Source organism: Clostridium sp. CM039 (assembly GCF_055081075.1).
This window is the reverse complement of the sequence record NZ_CM143649.1, coordinates 831061-847771: the sequence shown is the minus strand read 5'-3', so window position 1 is coordinate 847771 and position 16711 is coordinate 831061. Positions and strand designations below refer to the sequence as shown.

15 protein-coding genes are annotated in these 16711 nt (G+C 30.2%); 7 read left to right on the top strand and 8 right to left on the bottom strand.

Annotated features, from left to right (window positions below; genetic code table 11):
- The first annotated feature begins 17 nt into the window (after nucleotides 1-17).
- The 5 genes from ACWJJ2_RS03990 to ACWJJ2_RS03970 all read left to right on the top strand — a co-directional run bounded on the left by ACWJJ2_RS03990 (nucleotide 18) and on the right by ACWJJ2_RS03970 (nucleotide 6803).
- Complete coding sequence (locus ACWJJ2_RS03990) at nucleotides 18-1388, top strand: alpha/beta fold hydrolase (protein WP_462953866.1); 1371 nt, start codon at nucleotides 18-20, stop codon at nucleotides 1386-1388.
- Nucleotides 1389-1704: 316 nt separating this feature from the next.
- Complete coding sequence (locus ACWJJ2_RS03985; protein WP_216304020.1) at nucleotides 1705-2295, top strand: DUF1349 domain-containing protein; 591 nt, start codon at nucleotides 1705-1707, stop codon at nucleotides 2293-2295.
- Nucleotides 2296-2639: 344 nt separating this feature from the next.
- On the top strand, nucleotides 2640-3815 hold the full coding sequence (locus tag ACWJJ2_RS03980; protein ID WP_462953865.1) for an ATP-binding protein: 1176 nt from the start codon (nucleotides 2640-2642) through the stop codon (nucleotides 3813-3815).
- A complete protein-coding gene (locus ACWJJ2_RS03975) occupies nucleotides 3805-5373 on the top strand; it encodes an ORC-CDC6 family AAA ATPase (protein ID WP_462953864.1) in 1569 nt (522 codons plus the stop codon). The genes ACWJJ2_RS03980 and ACWJJ2_RS03975 overlap by 11 nt, the downstream gene beginning before the upstream one ends.
- 149 nt (nucleotides 5374-5522) lie before the next feature.
- Nucleotides 5523-6803, top strand: coding sequence for a methionine gamma-lyase family protein (locus ACWJJ2_RS03970; RefSeq protein WP_220319690.1), 1281 nt, complete (start codon nucleotides 5523-5525; stop codon nucleotides 6801-6803).
- A 106-nt stretch (nucleotides 6804-6909) separates the two neighbouring features.
- Here the strand turns inward: ACWJJ2_RS03970 and lexA are convergent, their stop codons facing one another.
- Complete coding sequence (gene lexA / locus ACWJJ2_RS03965; protein ID WP_216304024.1) at nucleotides 6910-7518, bottom strand: transcriptional repressor LexA; 609 nt, start codon at nucleotides 7516-7518, stop codon at nucleotides 6910-6912.
- A gap of 219 nt (nucleotides 7519-7737) precedes the next feature.
- On the opposite strand from lexA, the gene ACWJJ2_RS03960 reads away from it, so the two are divergent.
- Nucleotides 7738-8211, top strand: a complete 474-nt coding sequence (locus ACWJJ2_RS03960; protein WP_216304025.1) for a hypothetical protein — start codon at nucleotides 7738-7740, stop codon at nucleotides 8209-8211.
- Nucleotides 8212-8265: 54 nt separating this feature from the next.
- Here the strand turns inward: ACWJJ2_RS03960 and ACWJJ2_RS03955 are convergent, their stop codons facing one another.
- Nucleotides 8266-9264 carry a tyrosine recombinase XerC gene (locus tag ACWJJ2_RS03955; RefSeq protein WP_216304026.1) on the bottom strand — a complete coding sequence of 333 codons (999 nt, stop codon included), beginning with the start codon at nucleotides 9262-9264 and terminating at the stop codon, nucleotides 8266-8268.
- 382 nt (nucleotides 9265-9646) lie between these two features.
- Nucleotides 9647-11077, bottom strand: a complete 1431-nt coding sequence (gene purB / locus ACWJJ2_RS03950; RefSeq protein WP_216304027.1) for an adenylosuccinate lyase — start codon at nucleotides 11075-11077, stop codon at nucleotides 9647-9649.
- 247 nt (nucleotides 11078-11324) lie between these two features.
- Between purB and ACWJJ2_RS03945 the strand changes: the two genes are divergently transcribed.
- Nucleotides 11325-11531, top strand: coding sequence for a DUF378 domain-containing protein (locus ACWJJ2_RS03945; protein ID WP_165412978.1), 207 nt, complete (start codon nucleotides 11325-11327; stop codon nucleotides 11529-11531).
- A 223-nt stretch (nucleotides 11532-11754) separates the two neighbouring features.
- On the opposite strand, the gene ACWJJ2_RS03940 is transcribed toward ACWJJ2_RS03945, so the two are convergent.
- From ACWJJ2_RS03940 to ACWJJ2_RS03920, 5 genes are all read right to left on the bottom strand, one after another.
- A complete protein-coding gene (locus tag ACWJJ2_RS03940) occupies nucleotides 11755-12819 on the bottom strand; it encodes a hypothetical protein (protein WP_462953863.1) in 1065 nt (354 codons plus the stop codon).
- An 810-nt stretch (nucleotides 12820-13629) separates the two neighbouring features.
- Nucleotides 13630-14142: a GNAT family N-acetyltransferase gene (locus ACWJJ2_RS03935; protein WP_216304055.1), complete on the bottom strand. Its 513-nt coding sequence runs from the start codon at nucleotides 14140-14142 to the stop codon at nucleotides 13630-13632.
- A gap of 123 nt (nucleotides 14143-14265) precedes the next feature.
- Nucleotides 14266-15183, bottom strand: a complete 918-nt coding sequence (locus tag ACWJJ2_RS03930; protein ID WP_253198262.1) for an EamA family transporter — start codon at nucleotides 15181-15183, stop codon at nucleotides 14266-14268.
- Between the two features lie 368 nt (nucleotides 15184-15551).
- On the bottom strand, nucleotides 15552-15953 hold the full coding sequence (locus ACWJJ2_RS03925; protein ID WP_220287171.1) for a GerW family sporulation protein: 402 nt from the start codon (nucleotides 15951-15953) through the stop codon (nucleotides 15552-15554).
- 87 nt (nucleotides 15954-16040) lie between these two features.
- Nucleotides 16041-16709, bottom strand: coding sequence for a DUF2953 domain-containing protein (locus ACWJJ2_RS03920; protein ID WP_216304058.1), 669 nt, complete (start codon nucleotides 16707-16709; stop codon nucleotides 16041-16043).
- Nucleotides 16710-16711: the final 2 nt, after the last annotated feature.

The following is a 16711-nucleotide window of genomic DNA, read 5'->3' as shown; positions in this document are numbered from 1 at the left end:
GTAGAAGGGAGACTAATATGAAATCATTATTTAAAAAAGATACAACTTCTCGTGGGTCAAAAACCAATTTGTTGCTTCAACTACGTTTTCTTTTACCGCTACTCACAGCAGTTATAATCGCTTTGTATATTATTGTTATACGCCCACATCTTATGATTACAATGAAAACTGTCCCTATAGAGTTAGGGTTTGCGTTAATATTGATACTTTCTTTGGTTGTAGCAATAGCAACTCTTTTCATCTCAATTTTGATTACAGTAATTATTGCTGTTTGTACACGTAAAAAAGCAAGGATAACGCCCTGGCTTTTGAAACTGCGGAGTCAGTTGATTGTAGCAGTAGTATTATTATTTGTGAATGTTGTTTCTATACTATGTAGCCAGTGGATGGCATACACGCCACCTATACTTGGAGATAATGGCAAACCATTAGTGGGTAGTATTGCTACCTTAGAGAAAGTAAGTCTAGGTGGTAGTGATCAGTGGATAACTATTCATGGAAAAAATAAAAATAATCCGGTGCTACTTTTTCTAGCTGGTGGTCCCGGTGGAACACAGCTAGCCGCAACCAGAGAGCAACTAAAAAAACTTGAAGATAATTATGTGGTTGTTAACTGGGATCAACCAGGGGCGAGTAAGTCAATTAATGCTGTACCTCTTAAATCAATTACCCCTGAGCGATATATTTCTGATGGACATGAGCTAACACAGTATCTGTGCAATAGATTTAAACAAGAAAAGATATATGTACTTGGTGAGTCGTGGGGAAGTGCACTAGGTATATTGCTTGTACAACGTTCCCCAGAACTATTTTCTGCTTTTATTGGTACTGGTCAGATGGTTGAATTCGTTAAAACCGATGTTGGTATGTATGAACTAGTGCTTAAGATGGCAAAAGATAGCAGAGATACAAAACAAATTGAGAAAATGAAAAATCAAGGTCTTCCCCCATACTATGGTAAAGGAATGGTTTGGAAATTTGCTACCCTCTCACAGTATTTGAGTAAATATATAACAAAAAATCTTGAAATTGAACGACCAGGATATAATACACTAAGCGAAATTGGAGGTCCTGAATATGGGTTATACGATAAAGCAAATTTTCTAATTGGTTTAGTTACTACTTTTAATCACGTATATCCACAGTTATACAATATTGATCTACGAAAACAAGCTATAAAATTAAATGTTCCAGTTTATTTTATGGAAGGTCGTCACGATGTCAACGCGTCACCAACAATGGTTGAGGAGTATTTCAATTCACTAAAAGCCCCTTCTAAAGAGCTCATTTGGTTTGAACACTCAGGGCACGAGCCATGGAGAAACGAACCAGACAAGTTTGTTGATTTGATGATAAATTTGATATTGAAGGAAACAAAGATAAAGTAACAGAGTTATTGAAATGGGACTGTTTTCCGTTTCTTGTACTGAGTCTCCACATTATTGATATATCAATGAAGTGGGGACTATGAGTCGTCCCTATTATTATCGTAGTAGCGCCAACATTGCTTGTTTATCTATACTAATTCACATATAAATGGCTTGGACAATTGATTTTAGTGTTGCGTATATATAAACAATGTATGATCTTTATTTATGAGGAAATTGTTCCAAAGTGTGGTAAATTATGATAATATTACATTAGTTACGACGCAGTTGTATTTTATTATGTATTAAAAGTTATTTGAATTGGGGGAGGATTAAGATGTTTGAAATTAGTGATAAAGAAGAAAAATGGTTTTTTAAACCTCGAAATTATGTAATTGGAAGAGATAGAGTTGAAATTATAACAGACCCTAACACTGATTTTTGGCAAAGAACTTATTATGGATTTAGAAATGATAATGCTCATGTTCTTTATATTACAACAGATGAAAGATATTTTTCATTTACAGTAAAGGCAGAGTTTAATAGTACAGCATTGTTTGACCAATGTGGAGTTGCAATTTATCAAAACAGTGAAAATTGGGTAAAGGCAGGAATAGAATTTCATGACAATAATACTGCATGGCTTGGAAGTGTGGTAACAAATCATGGATATTCTGATTGGGCAACTACGGATATTGGAGCATTTGTAAATTGTATGTGGTATAGATTAAGCAGACGAGAGAGTGATTATTGTCTTGAAAATTCCTTTGATGGTGTAAATTTCAAACAGATGCGGATTTTCCACTTGTTTGAAGGTGAAAAAGAAATTAATATTGGGTTACTTGCATGTTCACCAAGTAAAAATTCTTTTAAGGCTGTTTTTACTGAAATGAAGATAGGGGATTGTTTATGGAAAGAGCATAAATAATAAAATGAGAAAATAACATATGTGTAGGCGTTATGATATTAAGTGCTGTATTATTGTATTCCCATTTGGAACACCAGAAACATTTAGTAAATTAGGGATTAAAAAAACTATCTTAATTATTAGAATTTTAGGATTGATATTATTAATAGGAAGTTTTATTTGCTATAGTAATCCTCAGATATTATTTTAAGTAGTTAGGTTACATGTTTCTTAAATTGTTTAGTAATTGTAAAAAAAGTGAATAAGGGGTTTGACTTTGACAAAAAATATTTTGTTAGAATGCTTGACAAAATATTTTTTGTTAGATATAATTGTAAATATAAGTAATTGCGGAGGTGCTAATTATGAAAATTACAACAGGGCAAGCTGCACGAGGTGAAAATTTTTTTAAAAGACCTATTTTAATAAATAAATTATGGAGAAAAATCGATTCAGCTAGTAGTATTATAATTTCAGCTCCAAGAAGGGTTGGGAAAACATCTTTAATGAGGTATATAGAAGATAACCCAAGGGATAAATATTATATAATCTATGTAATTACGGAGTCTGTTTACAACGAAAATAAGTATTATAAGGAAATTGTAAAGGCCATTTTAAATTGCGATTCAATAAAGAAAAGAGACAAAGTAATAAATTCAATTAAAGATTTAGCTAAAACCATTTTTAAAAGTATTGACGAAGTAGGCATAGACACTGTTAAGTTTACTAAGACTATTGAACTTAATTATTATGAAAAGTTTATAGAAATTATGAGATCTATTGATTTAGAAGGGCACAAATTAATTATAATGATAGATGAATTTGCTCAAACAATAGAAAATATTCAACAAAATGAAGGCACTACATATGCAGTTCATCTTCTTCAAAGTAATAGAGCATTAAGACAAAATAGTGATATAAATAATAAATTTCAATTCATATATACAGGGTCCATAAGCCTCGAGGGTATTGCAAGACGAATGGACTCTTCAAAGTTTATAAATGATCTAGATATTTTAAAAGTCACTCCACTAAGTGAATTAGAGGGGAAAAGTCTTATAAATGAACTACTTAAAGGGCTTGATTTCACAATGGATACCGCTACTATAAATCATATGCTACATGAAATTAAGTGGTTGATTCCTTTTTATATTCAACTTGCTATGGATAAAATTCAGGATATTTATGATGAAGATCAAATATGCTCTATATATAATAAATCGGTTGATATAGCAATTAAACGGATGATAGAGGAAAATAATAAATTTAGCAGTTGGCATGAGAGGCTTAAGGTGTACAAAAATAATGACTATAAGTTTATTATAGAAGTATTAAACATAATAGCTATAACAGAAGCTAAGAAGATAACTTATAACGAAATATATGATTTAGCTGTAAAATATAATCTTTGCGAAACATATAAAGATCTCTTAAATACTATTATTGATGATGGATATATAAATAATGATGAGGAGGAAAAATTATATACATTTACCTCTCCTATATTAAGAATGTGGTGGTGTAAAAAAAATGCAAACTAGTACTTTAAGTTTTTATAATCCCAATAATTTATCGCATCAAGAATTAGTTGATAGATTTGTAATAAGGAAAAAAGAATTTCAAAAGATTTTTAAAGATATAAAAAATTCTGACATGAAATATCCAGAGCAGCATTATATCATAGAAGGTCAAAGAGGATATGGTAAAACAACTTTATTAAAAAGAATATACTTTGAAATAAAAGGAGATAAGCAGCTAAAAGCAAAGTTTATCCCTGTTATATTTCCTGAGGAGCAATACAGTATACGGAGACTGTTTAAACTTTGGGAGGTAACGGCTGCGAATCTTGAAATGGAAAATGATGAGTTTGTAGGGCTTTATGATGAAATGGATAAATATGCAGAGGTAGAAGACTACGAAGATATATGCTTTAAAATACTTGAGCAAAAACTTAAAGAAAAAAATAAAAAATTAATACTATTAATAGATGATACTTTCGGTATTCTAAAGAAGTTTAAAATCTATGAGCAGCAAAAACTTAGAGAAATTCTATTAACCTCTGCTGAAATTCGAATTATAGGAGCATCTTCAGAAGTTTTAGAATTTACTTTTGATTATAGTAAGCCCTTCTATAACTTCTTTAATCTGATAAAATTAGAAGGATTAAATTCAGAAGAAACTGTGGAATTTTTTGAAAAGTTAGGTGGAATTTTTAATAAGAAGGGTATAAATGAGATACTTAAAAGTAACAGTGGGAAAATAGAAGCTTTAAGGCGGTTAACAGGTGGGGTGCCAAGAATCATGGCATTACTTTTCGATATTTTAAATGTTGACAACGGACCCGTATTTAAACAATTAGATACATTACTAGATAGAGTAACACCTCTTTATAAACATACAATGGATAGGTTATCTCCAGTGCAACAGGAAATTGTTGATGTTATAGCTTTACGCTTTGATGCCATAACCACAAAAGAAATAGCAGATAAAATAAGAATGCAAAGTAAAGAAGTATCCGCTCAGTTAAATCAATTAGAAAAAAACGGAGTAATAAATAAAACACCTGTAAATAAGAAAAATTATATGTACAAAATAAAAGAACGATTTTTTAACATATGGTATATGATGAGGTTTGGGGGAGAAAAAGAAAAACAGCAGGTGAAATGGCTTGTGGGTTTTTTTGAAAGCTGGTGCAATAAAGAGGAACTAATTAACAAAAGTGAAAAAAAAGAAAATGATTTTAATACCATTTATGTTTTATCTGAAACCTTACTTTCTAATGATCGAATAGAAGAATCCTTAGAAAAAGCTCGCTTATTTTTAAGATCAGCTAATAATACAGATAAATATAATAAATCTATTAATGAATATTTAATTTTTCTAATGGCTAAAAAACAATACAATTCCTTATTTAAAATGTTTAATGAAGCTGAATTTAAGCTAAAGGATAAATTTAAGCCTACTTATTATGCGTTAATGTATTTTATGAAAAATCAAAATGAAAAATCTGAAATTGAGTATAAAAAAGTTGGAAAAGAATTAGAGGAAACTGTTGAAGAGATTATTGAAAAAGTTAAATCATCACCTGCGTTGCTGTAATAGTAAAGAAAGAGACAATTAAATACATACTAATATGATTGATATATAAATAAAACTATTCTACATCGGTATTATTTATGTTACTATTATTACGGTAGTTAAAGTTTAAAACACATAATATATACATAATAAAAAGGGGACCTGGAATCATGATAGACATAACAAAAGAATACCTTCAAAAGAAGTATAAAATAAGTTCAAAAACGCTAAAACTCTATGATATAGCAATACAAGATGTACAAGATGAGTTTAAAATTCTTGATGAAATAAGAGAGTTTAATCAACTTAAGGTTTTGACCGCACTACAAGATGAACGAATTAGCGAATGCCATTTTACAAATTCATCTGGATACGGTTATGGCGATATTGGGAGAGATTCATTAGATAAAGTATATGCAAGAATTTTCAATTGTGAGAGTGCACTCGTTCGGCCGCATTTCGTAAATGGAACACATGCAATTGGAGCGTCCTTATTTGGTAATTTAAGACCTAATGATACCATGATATCGGTATGCGGAACACCTTATGATACACTTCTTAATATAATAGGTATAAATGCTAAGGAGGATATAGGCTCATTAAAAGATTATGGTGTAAAATATAAACAATTAGAATTAAACGATAACTCTAAAGTTGATATTGATTTAATGAAAAAGACACTGATTGAAGATAAGTCAATAAAGCTAATTCATATTCAAAGATCTACTGGATATGGCTGGAGAAAAGCATTATTAATTTCTGAAATAGATGATATTATAAGCGCTGCAAAAGCTATAAATCCAAAGGTTATTTGTTTTGTAGATAATTGTTATGGTGAATTTATTGATGTTACGGAGCCTACAGATGTAGGAGCAGATATAGTTGCTGGATCCCTCATAAAAAATATTGGTGGTGGAATTGCACCTACAGGTGGATATATTGCAGGTAAAGAAGAATATGTACGACAAGCTTCTTACAGACTAACAACTCCTGGAATAGGAGGGGAATGTGGTTCTACGTTTGGAGTTATGCGTTCTTTATATCAAGGACTATTCATAGCACCACATATAGCTATGGAAGCATTGAAGGGCGCTATTTTCTGTGCAAGAATTATGGAACTTGCAGGTTTTGAAGTTCTTCCTAAGTATACTGATAAAAGAAGTGATATAATTCAAGCAATTAAATTTAATGATAAGGAAAAGTTAATTAATTTCTGTAGGGGTATACAAGAGGGGTCTCCCATTGATTCTTTTGTTCAATGCGAACCATGGGACATGCCAGGATATGAAGATAAGGTTATAATGGCAGCAGGTGCATTTATTCAGGGAGCATCTATAGAATTATCTGCAGACGCTCCAATAAGAGAGCCTTATATAGCATATTTACAGGGTGGATTAACGTTTGATCATGCTAAAATTGGAATACTAATAGCACTTTCAAGAGTTATTTGAACTAGAAAGTAAATATTTATGACTTAATAATAGAATAAAAAAATCCTGCAATTGATATATTCATTGCAGGACTTTTTTGTTACATAAAATCTTTAAAGGTGGATATTTAATACTTTCTGTAAATACCAACAAGTACACCTAAAATTACACAGTCATCAACTATGATAGGGGACATAGTTGAATTTTCAGGCTGAAGCCTTATATGATCTTTTTCCTTGAAAAATCTTTTAATAGTTGCTTCATTATCAATAAGAGCTACAACTATATCGCCATTTTTAGCGGTATTGATTTTCTCAATTATAGCAAGGTCTTTATCCAATATTCCTGCTTCAATCATGCTGCTACCAGAAACTTTAAGCATAAATAGTTCATTATTGGTTTTAGTGAAATTTAAAGGAAGTGTAAATGTATCTTCAACATTTTCAACTGCGAGTATTGGTTTGCCAGCAGTGATTTTCCCTATAATAGGTATATCTATAAGTTCTTTTCTTATGACAGAATCCTTTATTAATTCAATTGCACGAGGCTTGGTAGGGTCTCTACGGATAAATCCTTTTTTTTCTAGTCTTGCTAAATGCCCATGAACAGTCGAAGTAGATCTTAATCCTACGCCATCACATATTTCTCTGACTGAAGGTGGATATCCTTTTAGTTGTACCTGTTTCTTTATAAAGTTATATATTTCACTTTGCTTATCTTTTTTTTCAGTTAACATGTAAACGCCTCCCATTCATAGTATAATTATACCATATAAATTTAATAACATCAAACTTACGTTCTGTTTTATAGTTATTAATAAAAATAAAAAATTATATATTATTATGTATGAATACATAAGTCATTATTAAGGGGTGTTAGTGTTTGATTATTGAAAATATATTTGCTATAATAGTCTATTATGAAAGTATTTGAAATAAATAGATTGGAGTGTTGTATGTCTAAAAATTGTATATTTAATAATAAGAAAATTTGTAATAGTTGTGGAGAATGTGAAGTCTGTGAATTAAATTCAAATAAGAAATGTAATAATTGCGGTAAATGCTTAGAAATGGAAGGTTACGATGTAAAAGCTATAAAAATTGATGAAGTTTTTGAGGATAATGAGATTGAAGGGGTAGAAGAGGTAGACGAAAATATTTGTGACAGGTCTGAAATTAATTTAGCGGAAGAAGTAGATAATGATGAAAATGAAAATGATGAACTACCAAAACTTGAAGATTATGACTCAGTGGTAGCCAGCGATGAATTTTTAAAACTACATAAAGATGAGTTCATACCTGAAAACAATGAGGTTTGGGAATTTATAGATGACATAGACGGGGCAAAAGAGCTACTTGAAAATGAAGATGATAACTCAGGATTACTTCAAGAAGAATTCCCAGGGCTTATAAGACTAAAAAAAATATAAGTATTAGAAAGTATATATTACGCATAATGCATTAATAGTAATATATACTTTTTTTTATTCATCAGAAAGTGGGTTTGACTTAACCGCATTTCTTAATTTATCATTATCTACATGAGTATATATTTGGGTGGTAGATATATTTTCATGGCCTAATATTTCTTGTAGACTTCTAATGTCTACATTTCCATATTTATACATAAGAGTAGCAGATGTATGCCTTAATTTATGAGGAGTATACTTATCTTTATTAAGTCCAGCATTACCTATATATTTTTTTACAATTCTCTCCACAGTGCGTTTATTAATTCTTCCATATTTACCACTTATAAAAAGGGCATCCTTATCTTCAGAATGAATTTTATCTATGTTCGTATTTCTAATAGGCAAATATTTATAAATTGATTTCAATGAAGCTTTATTCAAATAAATGGTTCGTTCTTTATTTCCTTTCCCAATAATAGATAATGTATCATCTTTAAAATCGGATATATTTATACTACAAAGTTCTGACAGCCTGATACCACAATTTAAGAATAATGTAATAATACTATGGTCGCGAATAGAATGCTTATCTCTAGAGCTTGTAGCGTCGAGTAGTGCCTTACTTTCACTTAATGTTAAAAAAACAGGACTTCTTTTACCAAGTTTTGGTGACTCTAAATCTATTGTCGGGTCTATAGTTAGCACTTTAGCCTTAGTGGTTAAATACTTGAATAGAGACTTTATAGATGCAATTTTTCTTGCTTTAGCGTAGTTACCATTAGCCCTATATTTCCCAAGATAGGAGATATAGGCATATAAATCCTGCAATGTAAGGGTTCTTAATGTATCTAAAGTTAGGTCACTAATTATAATGGTCTCAAGAGGTAGAGCATTTTCTGAAGAGACTAGACCTTTGTATATTTTTAAGAACTTTAATAGCAATGATAAATCAGCAGTATAAGCAACAACAGTAGAACTAGAACATCCTTTAATAGTAGATAAATAATTCAGATAATCATTTAGAAACGGTGGGAGTTCATTGTTATAAATAGTATTTATATTCGATTTCATAAGTACCTCCAAAAATCATAATAATGTCGTGAAACTTACATTTCACGACATTATTATACTACAAGAGGGGGAGCAAAATCCTGATTTTTCTAAAATAATAAAAATAAACAAATGTTTTTATTATTTTTATTATTTCCACATGCAATTTGAATTTTATTCTTCGAAAGTTATAGTGAAATCATGGCCTGTGGAGCTACAATATTACCGACTTCAAAAGGAGATTTATACTACCACTGAAATTTTCTATTTGTTAGGTTATGTAACTCTTACTTATAGAATTGGGAGACTTTCCTTCTAAAATGTCGTTAAACTAAAAAAGCTATCAGTTTTGTTTGCATCACTGATAGCTTTTTATAGTATAATTTCTATCCAATACTAAGGATTATACGTTTATAGAAGTTTCTACTCCTAATGCATCTTTATTGGCCTCGATTATTGGTTTTACATATTCATCTATAAATTCTATTACTTGACTTGGAGCTCTACCTACAAATTTAATCGGGTCAATTACAGCAAATATCTCTTCTTTTGACATCCTAAAACTATCATCATTTATTATTCTTTCTATAAGATCATTATTTAAGCCTTCTTCTTTAACGCGTTTTGCTGCAGCCATAGAATGAACTCTAATGTTCTCATGAAGTTCTTGTCTGTCCCCGCCCCTTTTAACAGCTTCCATAAGGATATTTTCTGTAGCCATAAATGGAAGCTCGTGGTTTACATGAGCAGTAATTACTTTTTCATATACTACCATATTTCCAGCTATATTCATATACAAATTTAATACTCCATCAAGTGCTAAGAAAGCTTCAGCTACGGATATTCTCTTATTAGCTGAATCATCTAATGTTCTTTCAAACCATTGTGTTGCAGCTGTTATAGCAGGATTTAATGAATTCACTATAATATATCTTGATAAAGAGCTAATTCGCTCAGAACGCATAGGGTTTCTTTTGTATGCCATTGCAGAGGATCCAATTTGATTTTTTTCAAAAGGCTCTTCCACTTCTTTCATGCTTTGAAGTATCCTTAAATCATTACTGAATTTATATGCACTTTGAGCTATTTCTGATAAAGTATTTAATACTATAGAGTCTACTTTTCTAGAATAAGTTTGACCAGTAACGGGATATGTATCTTCAAAGCCCATTTTATTCGCTACATATTTATCTAAGTCTTTTACTTTTTTCTCATCATTTTCGAATAGATTCATAAAGCTCGCTTGGGTTCCAGTTGTTCCTTTAACCCCTAGTAACTTTATTCTATCTATTACAAAGTCTAAATTTTCTAGATCCATTATTAATTCTTGAATCCATAGGGTTGCCCTTTTACCTACAGTAGTTAATTGAGCTGGCTGTAAATGGGTAAAACCTAGTGTAGGAACATCTTTATACTTTAATGCAAATTCTGAAGATTTACTAATTACATTAATTAATTTTTTCTTAATTAATAGTAAAGCCTTTTTCATGACTATTAAGTCTGTATTATCGCCTACATAGCAGCTAGTAGCCCCTAAATGAATAATACCCTTCGCATTAGGACATTGAACCCCATATGCATATACATGGCTCATTACGTCATGTCGTATTTCTTTTTCTTTATTTTCAGCCACTTCGTAATTCACATTATCTACATAGGATTTAAGCTCTTCAATTTGAGATTCTGTAATATTGATTCCTAATATCCTTTCACCTTCAGCTAGTGCAACCCAAAGCTTTCTCCATGTTCTAAACTTCATATCATCTGAAAATAAATAACTCATCTCTTTTGATGCATATCTACTATTTAATGGTGTATTATAAGAATTTCTCATATTCTGCCTCCATACGTACAATTTTAAATATAAAACAAGTTTCATTCATATTATAACATACAATAGTGCTAAAAGTAATGAAAATGTTCGTATACTTAATTTGTACTTTCCAAATTATTTTTTAGTATATAAATTTATATACCATAACATTATATACGCTTTAAAGAAATTATTAAACAGTTCTAAAATATTATATTTATAATATAATTTATACAAATAGAATAATTATATTAGTCTGGGGGTAATTATGTATAAGCTTAGTATTATCGACAAACTTTCATTCGTGTTTGTATTGATTGGTGCTTTAAATTGGGGACTTTTAGGATTGTTAAATGTTAACTTAGTTAGTCTTATCTTTGGATTTGTTCCCTTCCTTGCTAGAGCAATATACATTTTAGTAGGATTATCTGCTGTGAATATTATTGTTTTCATAGCGAGAAATAAAAAAAATTAGATCCTCTTTTCTATTAATATTATCTTAAATAGTGTAATATTAATAGAAAAATACTCCGTAAATTATTATGGAGTATTTTTGATTATATTAAATCATCTATTGGGTTTCTAGGCCCTCTTAATTGGGCTCAGTTCACAATTGCTAAGTTATACTGGCCTACGTTCCAATACTTTTATTTTAATTTCTGATATATCGATTTTTTCCATTATCACATCCTAGCTAACTAGTTACTTGGAGTTACAGTTGATTGTTTTTCGTCTGGAGTTACAGTTGGTTCTTTTTCATCTGGAGTTACAGTTGGTTCTTTTTCGTCTGGAGTTACAGTGGGTTCTTTTTCATCTGGAGTTACAGTTGGTTCTTTTTCATCTGGAGTTACAGTTGGTTCTTTTTTATCTGGAGTTCCAGTTGACTCTTTTTCATCTGGAGTTCCAGGTGATTCTTTTTTATCTGGAGTTACAGGTGATTCTTTTTCATCTGGAGTTCCAGTTGATCCTTTTTTATCTGGAGTTCCAGTTGATTTTTTTTCATCTGTGGATAGTTTGGGAACGGGAGTTTTTACATTAGGAGATGTCCCTTTAAAATAAAATCTTCCTAAACCCCCAACAATTATAACTAAAATAATTGTTGCGATAATTATAATTGCCTTTTTATTCTTACTAGTTTTCTTATTTCTAGAGAGCGCTTCCCTATTTTCTTTATTTATTGTTTGTTCAGCGCCTGTTACCTTATTCATAACCGCTGTAAAATCTTCTTTTTCATTAGGAACTATTGCTTCGTTCTTTCTCACTGCCTTAAGGATTACCTGTTTTACATTTTTAGGTATATTAAACAAAAATGATAGTATTCCCTTTTGTTCTACAGAGTCTATCTCCTTAAAATTTTCAGGTGATCTGATTACAATAATAGGCTTATTATTGTAATTAGATTGTTTTTCTACATATACTGTAACTGAAAACTCATCACCCTTACTTATAAAAGGGATATAAACCTCTAAAATGTTATCCTTTATTGAAGAATCAAATTTTAAACCTTTTGTTATTGTGGCACCCGCACTCTTTAAGTTAGTCTGTGAACCCTGTATATTTATAGTTAACTCATGAATTGTTTTATTTGATGGGTTCTTAACAGTAATAATGTATGTGCAATGTTCTTTTCCATCCGTTTTTATAGGTTTACCATTTCGTACATTACATAATATTCTAGGTCCTAAATTTCTATAATAATCTAATAGTAATCCAGATATAAATGATATTATTATAGTTATAATTGCAGTTTTAATAATATTCATAAAATTAATTTTCGCTCCCTTATTTTTTACTGTTTTTCCAGCTACATAATTATATAATTCACTTTCAGTAAATTATAAAGTAGATGGATACTTGTGACAAACTTAAAAATTGAATTGAGAAGATTTATACAAGAGCCTAAGTAATAGTAGCTACGCATCTTAATGTAGACATGGTCTTGCCAACGCCTCCCTTTTGATTGCTCACTACACTGAAATTTTCTCTTTGTAGTCCCCCTAGAAATATAATGAAGTATCGTTAAAATACTTGTTTCATTATATTCCATATATCGAATGATAGCAAATCAAATTCCCCAAATGTGGTATCATTAATAAAAATTTAACATCATAAAATACTTCATTATGATGTTGACGCTAACCCGTATAGTAACATTAATTGCTTTTTTCTACTTGCTGATTTAAATAACATACAAGTATGTCTCAACAAAGGATATTTTAAGTTGTAGTTGGAAAATAATTTTGTTAATAATTATTTTTGATGCCTTATTTATTTGTTTGATTAAATTTGTTCCATTGTTAGTATTCTCTTGTTCCCATTTTGAGTTTCTTCAATAAAGAGAATATTATATTTTGCGAGATATATGTGATTAAACTAATCAAGTTTTACTTGAAATTTTTTTATTAACAAAAAAAAGCATGTATAAATTAATATAGATGCTTTGTCTAAATGAATTTTTGATTAGTTAGGCACTAGAATTACTACTCCAATTATTACAATAAATTGCTATCATATCATTGCAGCCATTCTATTTCCTACTCTCTATGTATTTTATAATTATTATAACTTACACACTAACCATCTATTGGGTTTTCAGGGCCTTTAAGCTCTAATTGATAAAAAACAAGATTGAGCCACTTCCCAAATTTAAATCCAGCTTTATTTATCTTACCTGAATACTCGAACCCCAATTTTTCGTGCAATTTGATACTTTTTTCATTTGATTCATCAATTGCCGCCACCATGGTTGCAAATCCTCTTTCATTGGAAAATCTTATTAGTTCTTTAGCTAGTAGTGTTCCTATGCCTTTGTTTCTACAGTTACCATTAACATAAATAGAGTGTTCAATAGTATATTTATATGCAGGCCATGCTCTGAATGGCCCAAATGTAGCAAATCCGATAACCTTATTATTTTCTTCAACTACTAATATTGGATACCCCTCTTTCTTCTTTTTTTCATACCATTGTTTTCTGTCATCAATTGTGTGAACTTTATAATCATAGACAGCTGTTGTATTTAATATTGCATCATTACAAATTTCTAAAATATCAATCAAATCATTTTCTACTGCTTCTCTTATCATTTTTATACCCCTCTCACAATAAAAAGTTGCCACTAAAAATTTCTTAACGATCATTCTATACAACATTATACAATATTTTTGTTTTTTAAAACATAACCTTTTATAATTGGTTTTTTCTTTTTCTTATAAGGGTTTTTTATTAGTGTTAGACCCTAAAGTTAAAATTGCTACTGTAGATATAATACACATTCCTCCGATTACTTCAAACAATCCAAAAGGAACATGTAACCAAAATATAGAAGCAAGTGTAGCGGATAAAGGTTCTGCACTTGCCAATAAGCTAGCTTCAGTAGGTGCAATATATTGTAAACTAGCTATGTACAAATAAAAGGCAATTAGTGTACCGAATAAAACCACAAATCCAACAAATAAACTAGAAAGCAAAGACCAATTTTGACCTTGTATATTCCATGGCGGGTTTATGAAACTCAGCCCAACTCCGCCTATAAGCATACCCCAACCTACAACAATCACAGCCCCCCACTCCTTAAGCAAACTATGTGGATATAATGTATAAAAGGCAAGGGCAATTGCTGACCCAACTCCCCAAGCGATGGCAGGTAACGAAATAGTAAGCCTATCAACCGTGCCGTTAGTCACAAGAAGAAATGTTCCCAAAATAGCTAAACCAACTGAAATAAATTCTTTTGGGCTTGGGACTTTTTTTAATCGTATTGCCAAATATGCTACTATAAATATCGGAGCTAAATATTGCAACAAAGTGGCTGTCGCAGCGTTACCTGATTTGATGGACATAAAATAAGTATATTGTACTCCGAGCATCCCAATTATCCCGAATATAATCAAATGTAATCGTTTAGAAGAGTCTTTCCATACAGACCAAACCTTATGTTGTCCATTAGTTTTAATACTTGCGAATAAGAGCAATAGTACACCTGATGTTATCATTCTTACTGTTACTAGCCAGCCAGGTTGAAATCCTTCGTTTTGAAAAAGTTTCTGTGCAACAGTACCAGAAATCCCCCACAAAATCGCACCGACTATAGCCATTGCATATCCTTTGTAGCGTAAATTCAGCATAATTCTAAACTCCTTTTTTCTATTCATTATGTTAACTACCAATAACTTTGTTTACTGATTACAAAACAACAGCATAGGTGTCATTATTTTCAATAAACATTTTTATGTACTGTCAACCAGCATTAGGACCAATTAGCTCACACCTAAAATAATACCTAAATATATTTTGTTAAATTTTCTCATAAACGGCTAGATCCCTCCCCATTAAATTACCATTGCGTAATTATTCAATTATACATAATATTAATATAAGTTTCAAATATTTAGTAAAATTATGTATAAATTGATTTCATATTTTTTATCAATACAAAAAAGCATCTATAAATATATTATAGATGCTTTTTTGTAATGTATTTAATAATGTTTAATTACTCTTTTTCCGTTTTAGTATCTTCTTCAGACCCTTCTTTTTTGTTCTTACTACATCCCATTTTTGAGCTTACTTTAGATACTATTTCTGGTACCATTTCAATAAGACTTTCAAGATTACATTTACCCTTTATAGGAAGCATTGTTACTTCTCCATTTTTTATAACTAAAATAGCAGTTGGGGTTATTCTAGCTCCTGCTCCAAGTCCGCCTCCAGAACCCTCACCATCCTTAGTAGAGTTGCCTGTGCCACCGCCAGTTCCACATCCGAATGAAACTGTAATAAGTGGTATGAGTGTTGTTTCCCCTATAATTATTGCCTCCCCCACTACTGTTTCTGTTTTTAAAAATTTTTCAAGGTTTGAGAATAATGCTTCGGTATTTTCTGTAATATTTATCATAACTTAATCCCCCTAATATTTTAAATTTAAGTATTTATTGATTGCGCAATCATTATTAACTTTATACTTAACAATACACATAAATTATTAATAAGTTTCAGATTTTCTAAAGTTTTTAAATATTTTTCCTCTATTATTTTTCTTAAGAATGAATTTAAGTGTTTTTATTGTAGCTACCAATAAAGAAATTCTGCCATGAATTTCACAATAAATATCAATTATTTCATCATCAAACACTGGTTGCAAATTAATATCGCTTGTAGGAATAAAACTTGATACTAAAGGGACAATTCCACAAGCTATACCCGTTAATGAAGGATCTTCAAATCCATAAACGCCATTGAGTTTGATTTTTTTTGGTTTAGTAATATTTATTATATCTTTAAAGTAATTAATTAAATCATTTATGAATGCCCCTTGGATATAATCCTTTATATTAAAATCAACATTTTTCTTCTTTTTCTTTTTTAGTTTTACCTTTTCATTTTCTTTTTTTCTATTAGACATTTTAATTTTTTTTCTAATAATGCATAATCCCATCACCTTTATTAAAAATAATGTTTCTTTATCCTCATATGCCACCATCATCTTTAAAAAATTTTTAAAAAATGATAGATTTACATCTGTCCTAATTTTTTCATCAATTTTTGTATTGAATTCATATTCAAATGGTATTATTATAAACAATAAAATCAAGCCCAATATAGTGATTAATAAATAAAGTAGTATTTTTATTATTGAAAATAAAACAAACAAGC

What these genes read in the sequence shown, in the direction of transcription:
- ACWJJ2_RS03990 (WP_462953866.1), top strand. Translation starts at nt 18, where the DNA reads ATGAAATCATTATTTAAAAAAGATACAACTTCTCGTGGGTCAAAAACC.
- ACWJJ2_RS03985 (WP_216304020.1), top strand. Translation starts at nt 1,705, where the DNA reads ATGTTTGAAATTAGTGATAAAGAAGAAAAATGGTTTTTTAAACCTCGA.
- ACWJJ2_RS03980 (WP_462953865.1), top strand. Translation starts at nt 2,640, where the DNA reads ATGAAAATTACAACAGGGCAAGCTGCACGAGGTGAAAATTTTTTTAAA.
- ACWJJ2_RS03975 (WP_462953864.1), top strand. Translation starts at nt 3,805, where the DNA reads ATGCAAACTAGTACTTTAAGTTTTTATAATCCCAATAATTTATCGCAT.
- ACWJJ2_RS03970 (WP_220319690.1), top strand. Translation starts at nt 5,523, where the DNA reads ATGATAGACATAACAAAAGAATACCTTCAAAAGAAGTATAAAATAAGT.
- lexA (WP_216304024.1), bottom strand. Translation starts at nt 7,518, where the DNA reads ATGTTAACTGAAAAAAAAGATAAGCAAAGTGAAATATATAACTTTATA.
- ACWJJ2_RS03960 (WP_216304025.1), top strand. Translation starts at nt 7,738, where the DNA reads ATGTCTAAAAATTGTATATTTAATAATAAGAAAATTTGTAATAGTTGT.
- ACWJJ2_RS03955 (WP_216304026.1), bottom strand. Translation starts at nt 9,264, where the DNA reads ATGAAATCGAATATAAATACTATTTATAACAATGAACTCCCACCGTTT.
- purB (WP_216304027.1), bottom strand. Translation starts at nt 11,077, where the DNA reads ATGAGAAATTCTTATAATACACCATTAAATAGTAGATATGCATCAAAA.
- ACWJJ2_RS03945 (WP_165412978.1), top strand. Translation starts at nt 11,325, where the DNA reads ATGTATAAGCTTAGTATTATCGACAAACTTTCATTCGTGTTTGTATTG.
- ACWJJ2_RS03940 (WP_462953863.1), bottom strand. Translation starts at nt 12,819, where the DNA reads ATGAATATTATTAAAACTGCAATTATAACTATAATAATATCATTTATA.
- ACWJJ2_RS03935 (WP_216304055.1), bottom strand. Translation starts at nt 14,142, where the DNA reads ATGATAAGAGAAGCAGTAGAAAATGATTTGATTGATATTTTAGAAATT.
- ACWJJ2_RS03930 (WP_253198262.1), bottom strand. Translation starts at nt 15,183, where the DNA reads ATGCTGAATTTACGCTACAAAGGATATGCAATGGCTATAGTCGGTGCG.
- ACWJJ2_RS03925 (WP_220287171.1), bottom strand. Translation starts at nt 15,953, where the DNA reads ATGATAAATATTACAGAAAATACCGAAGCATTATTCTCAAACCTTGAA.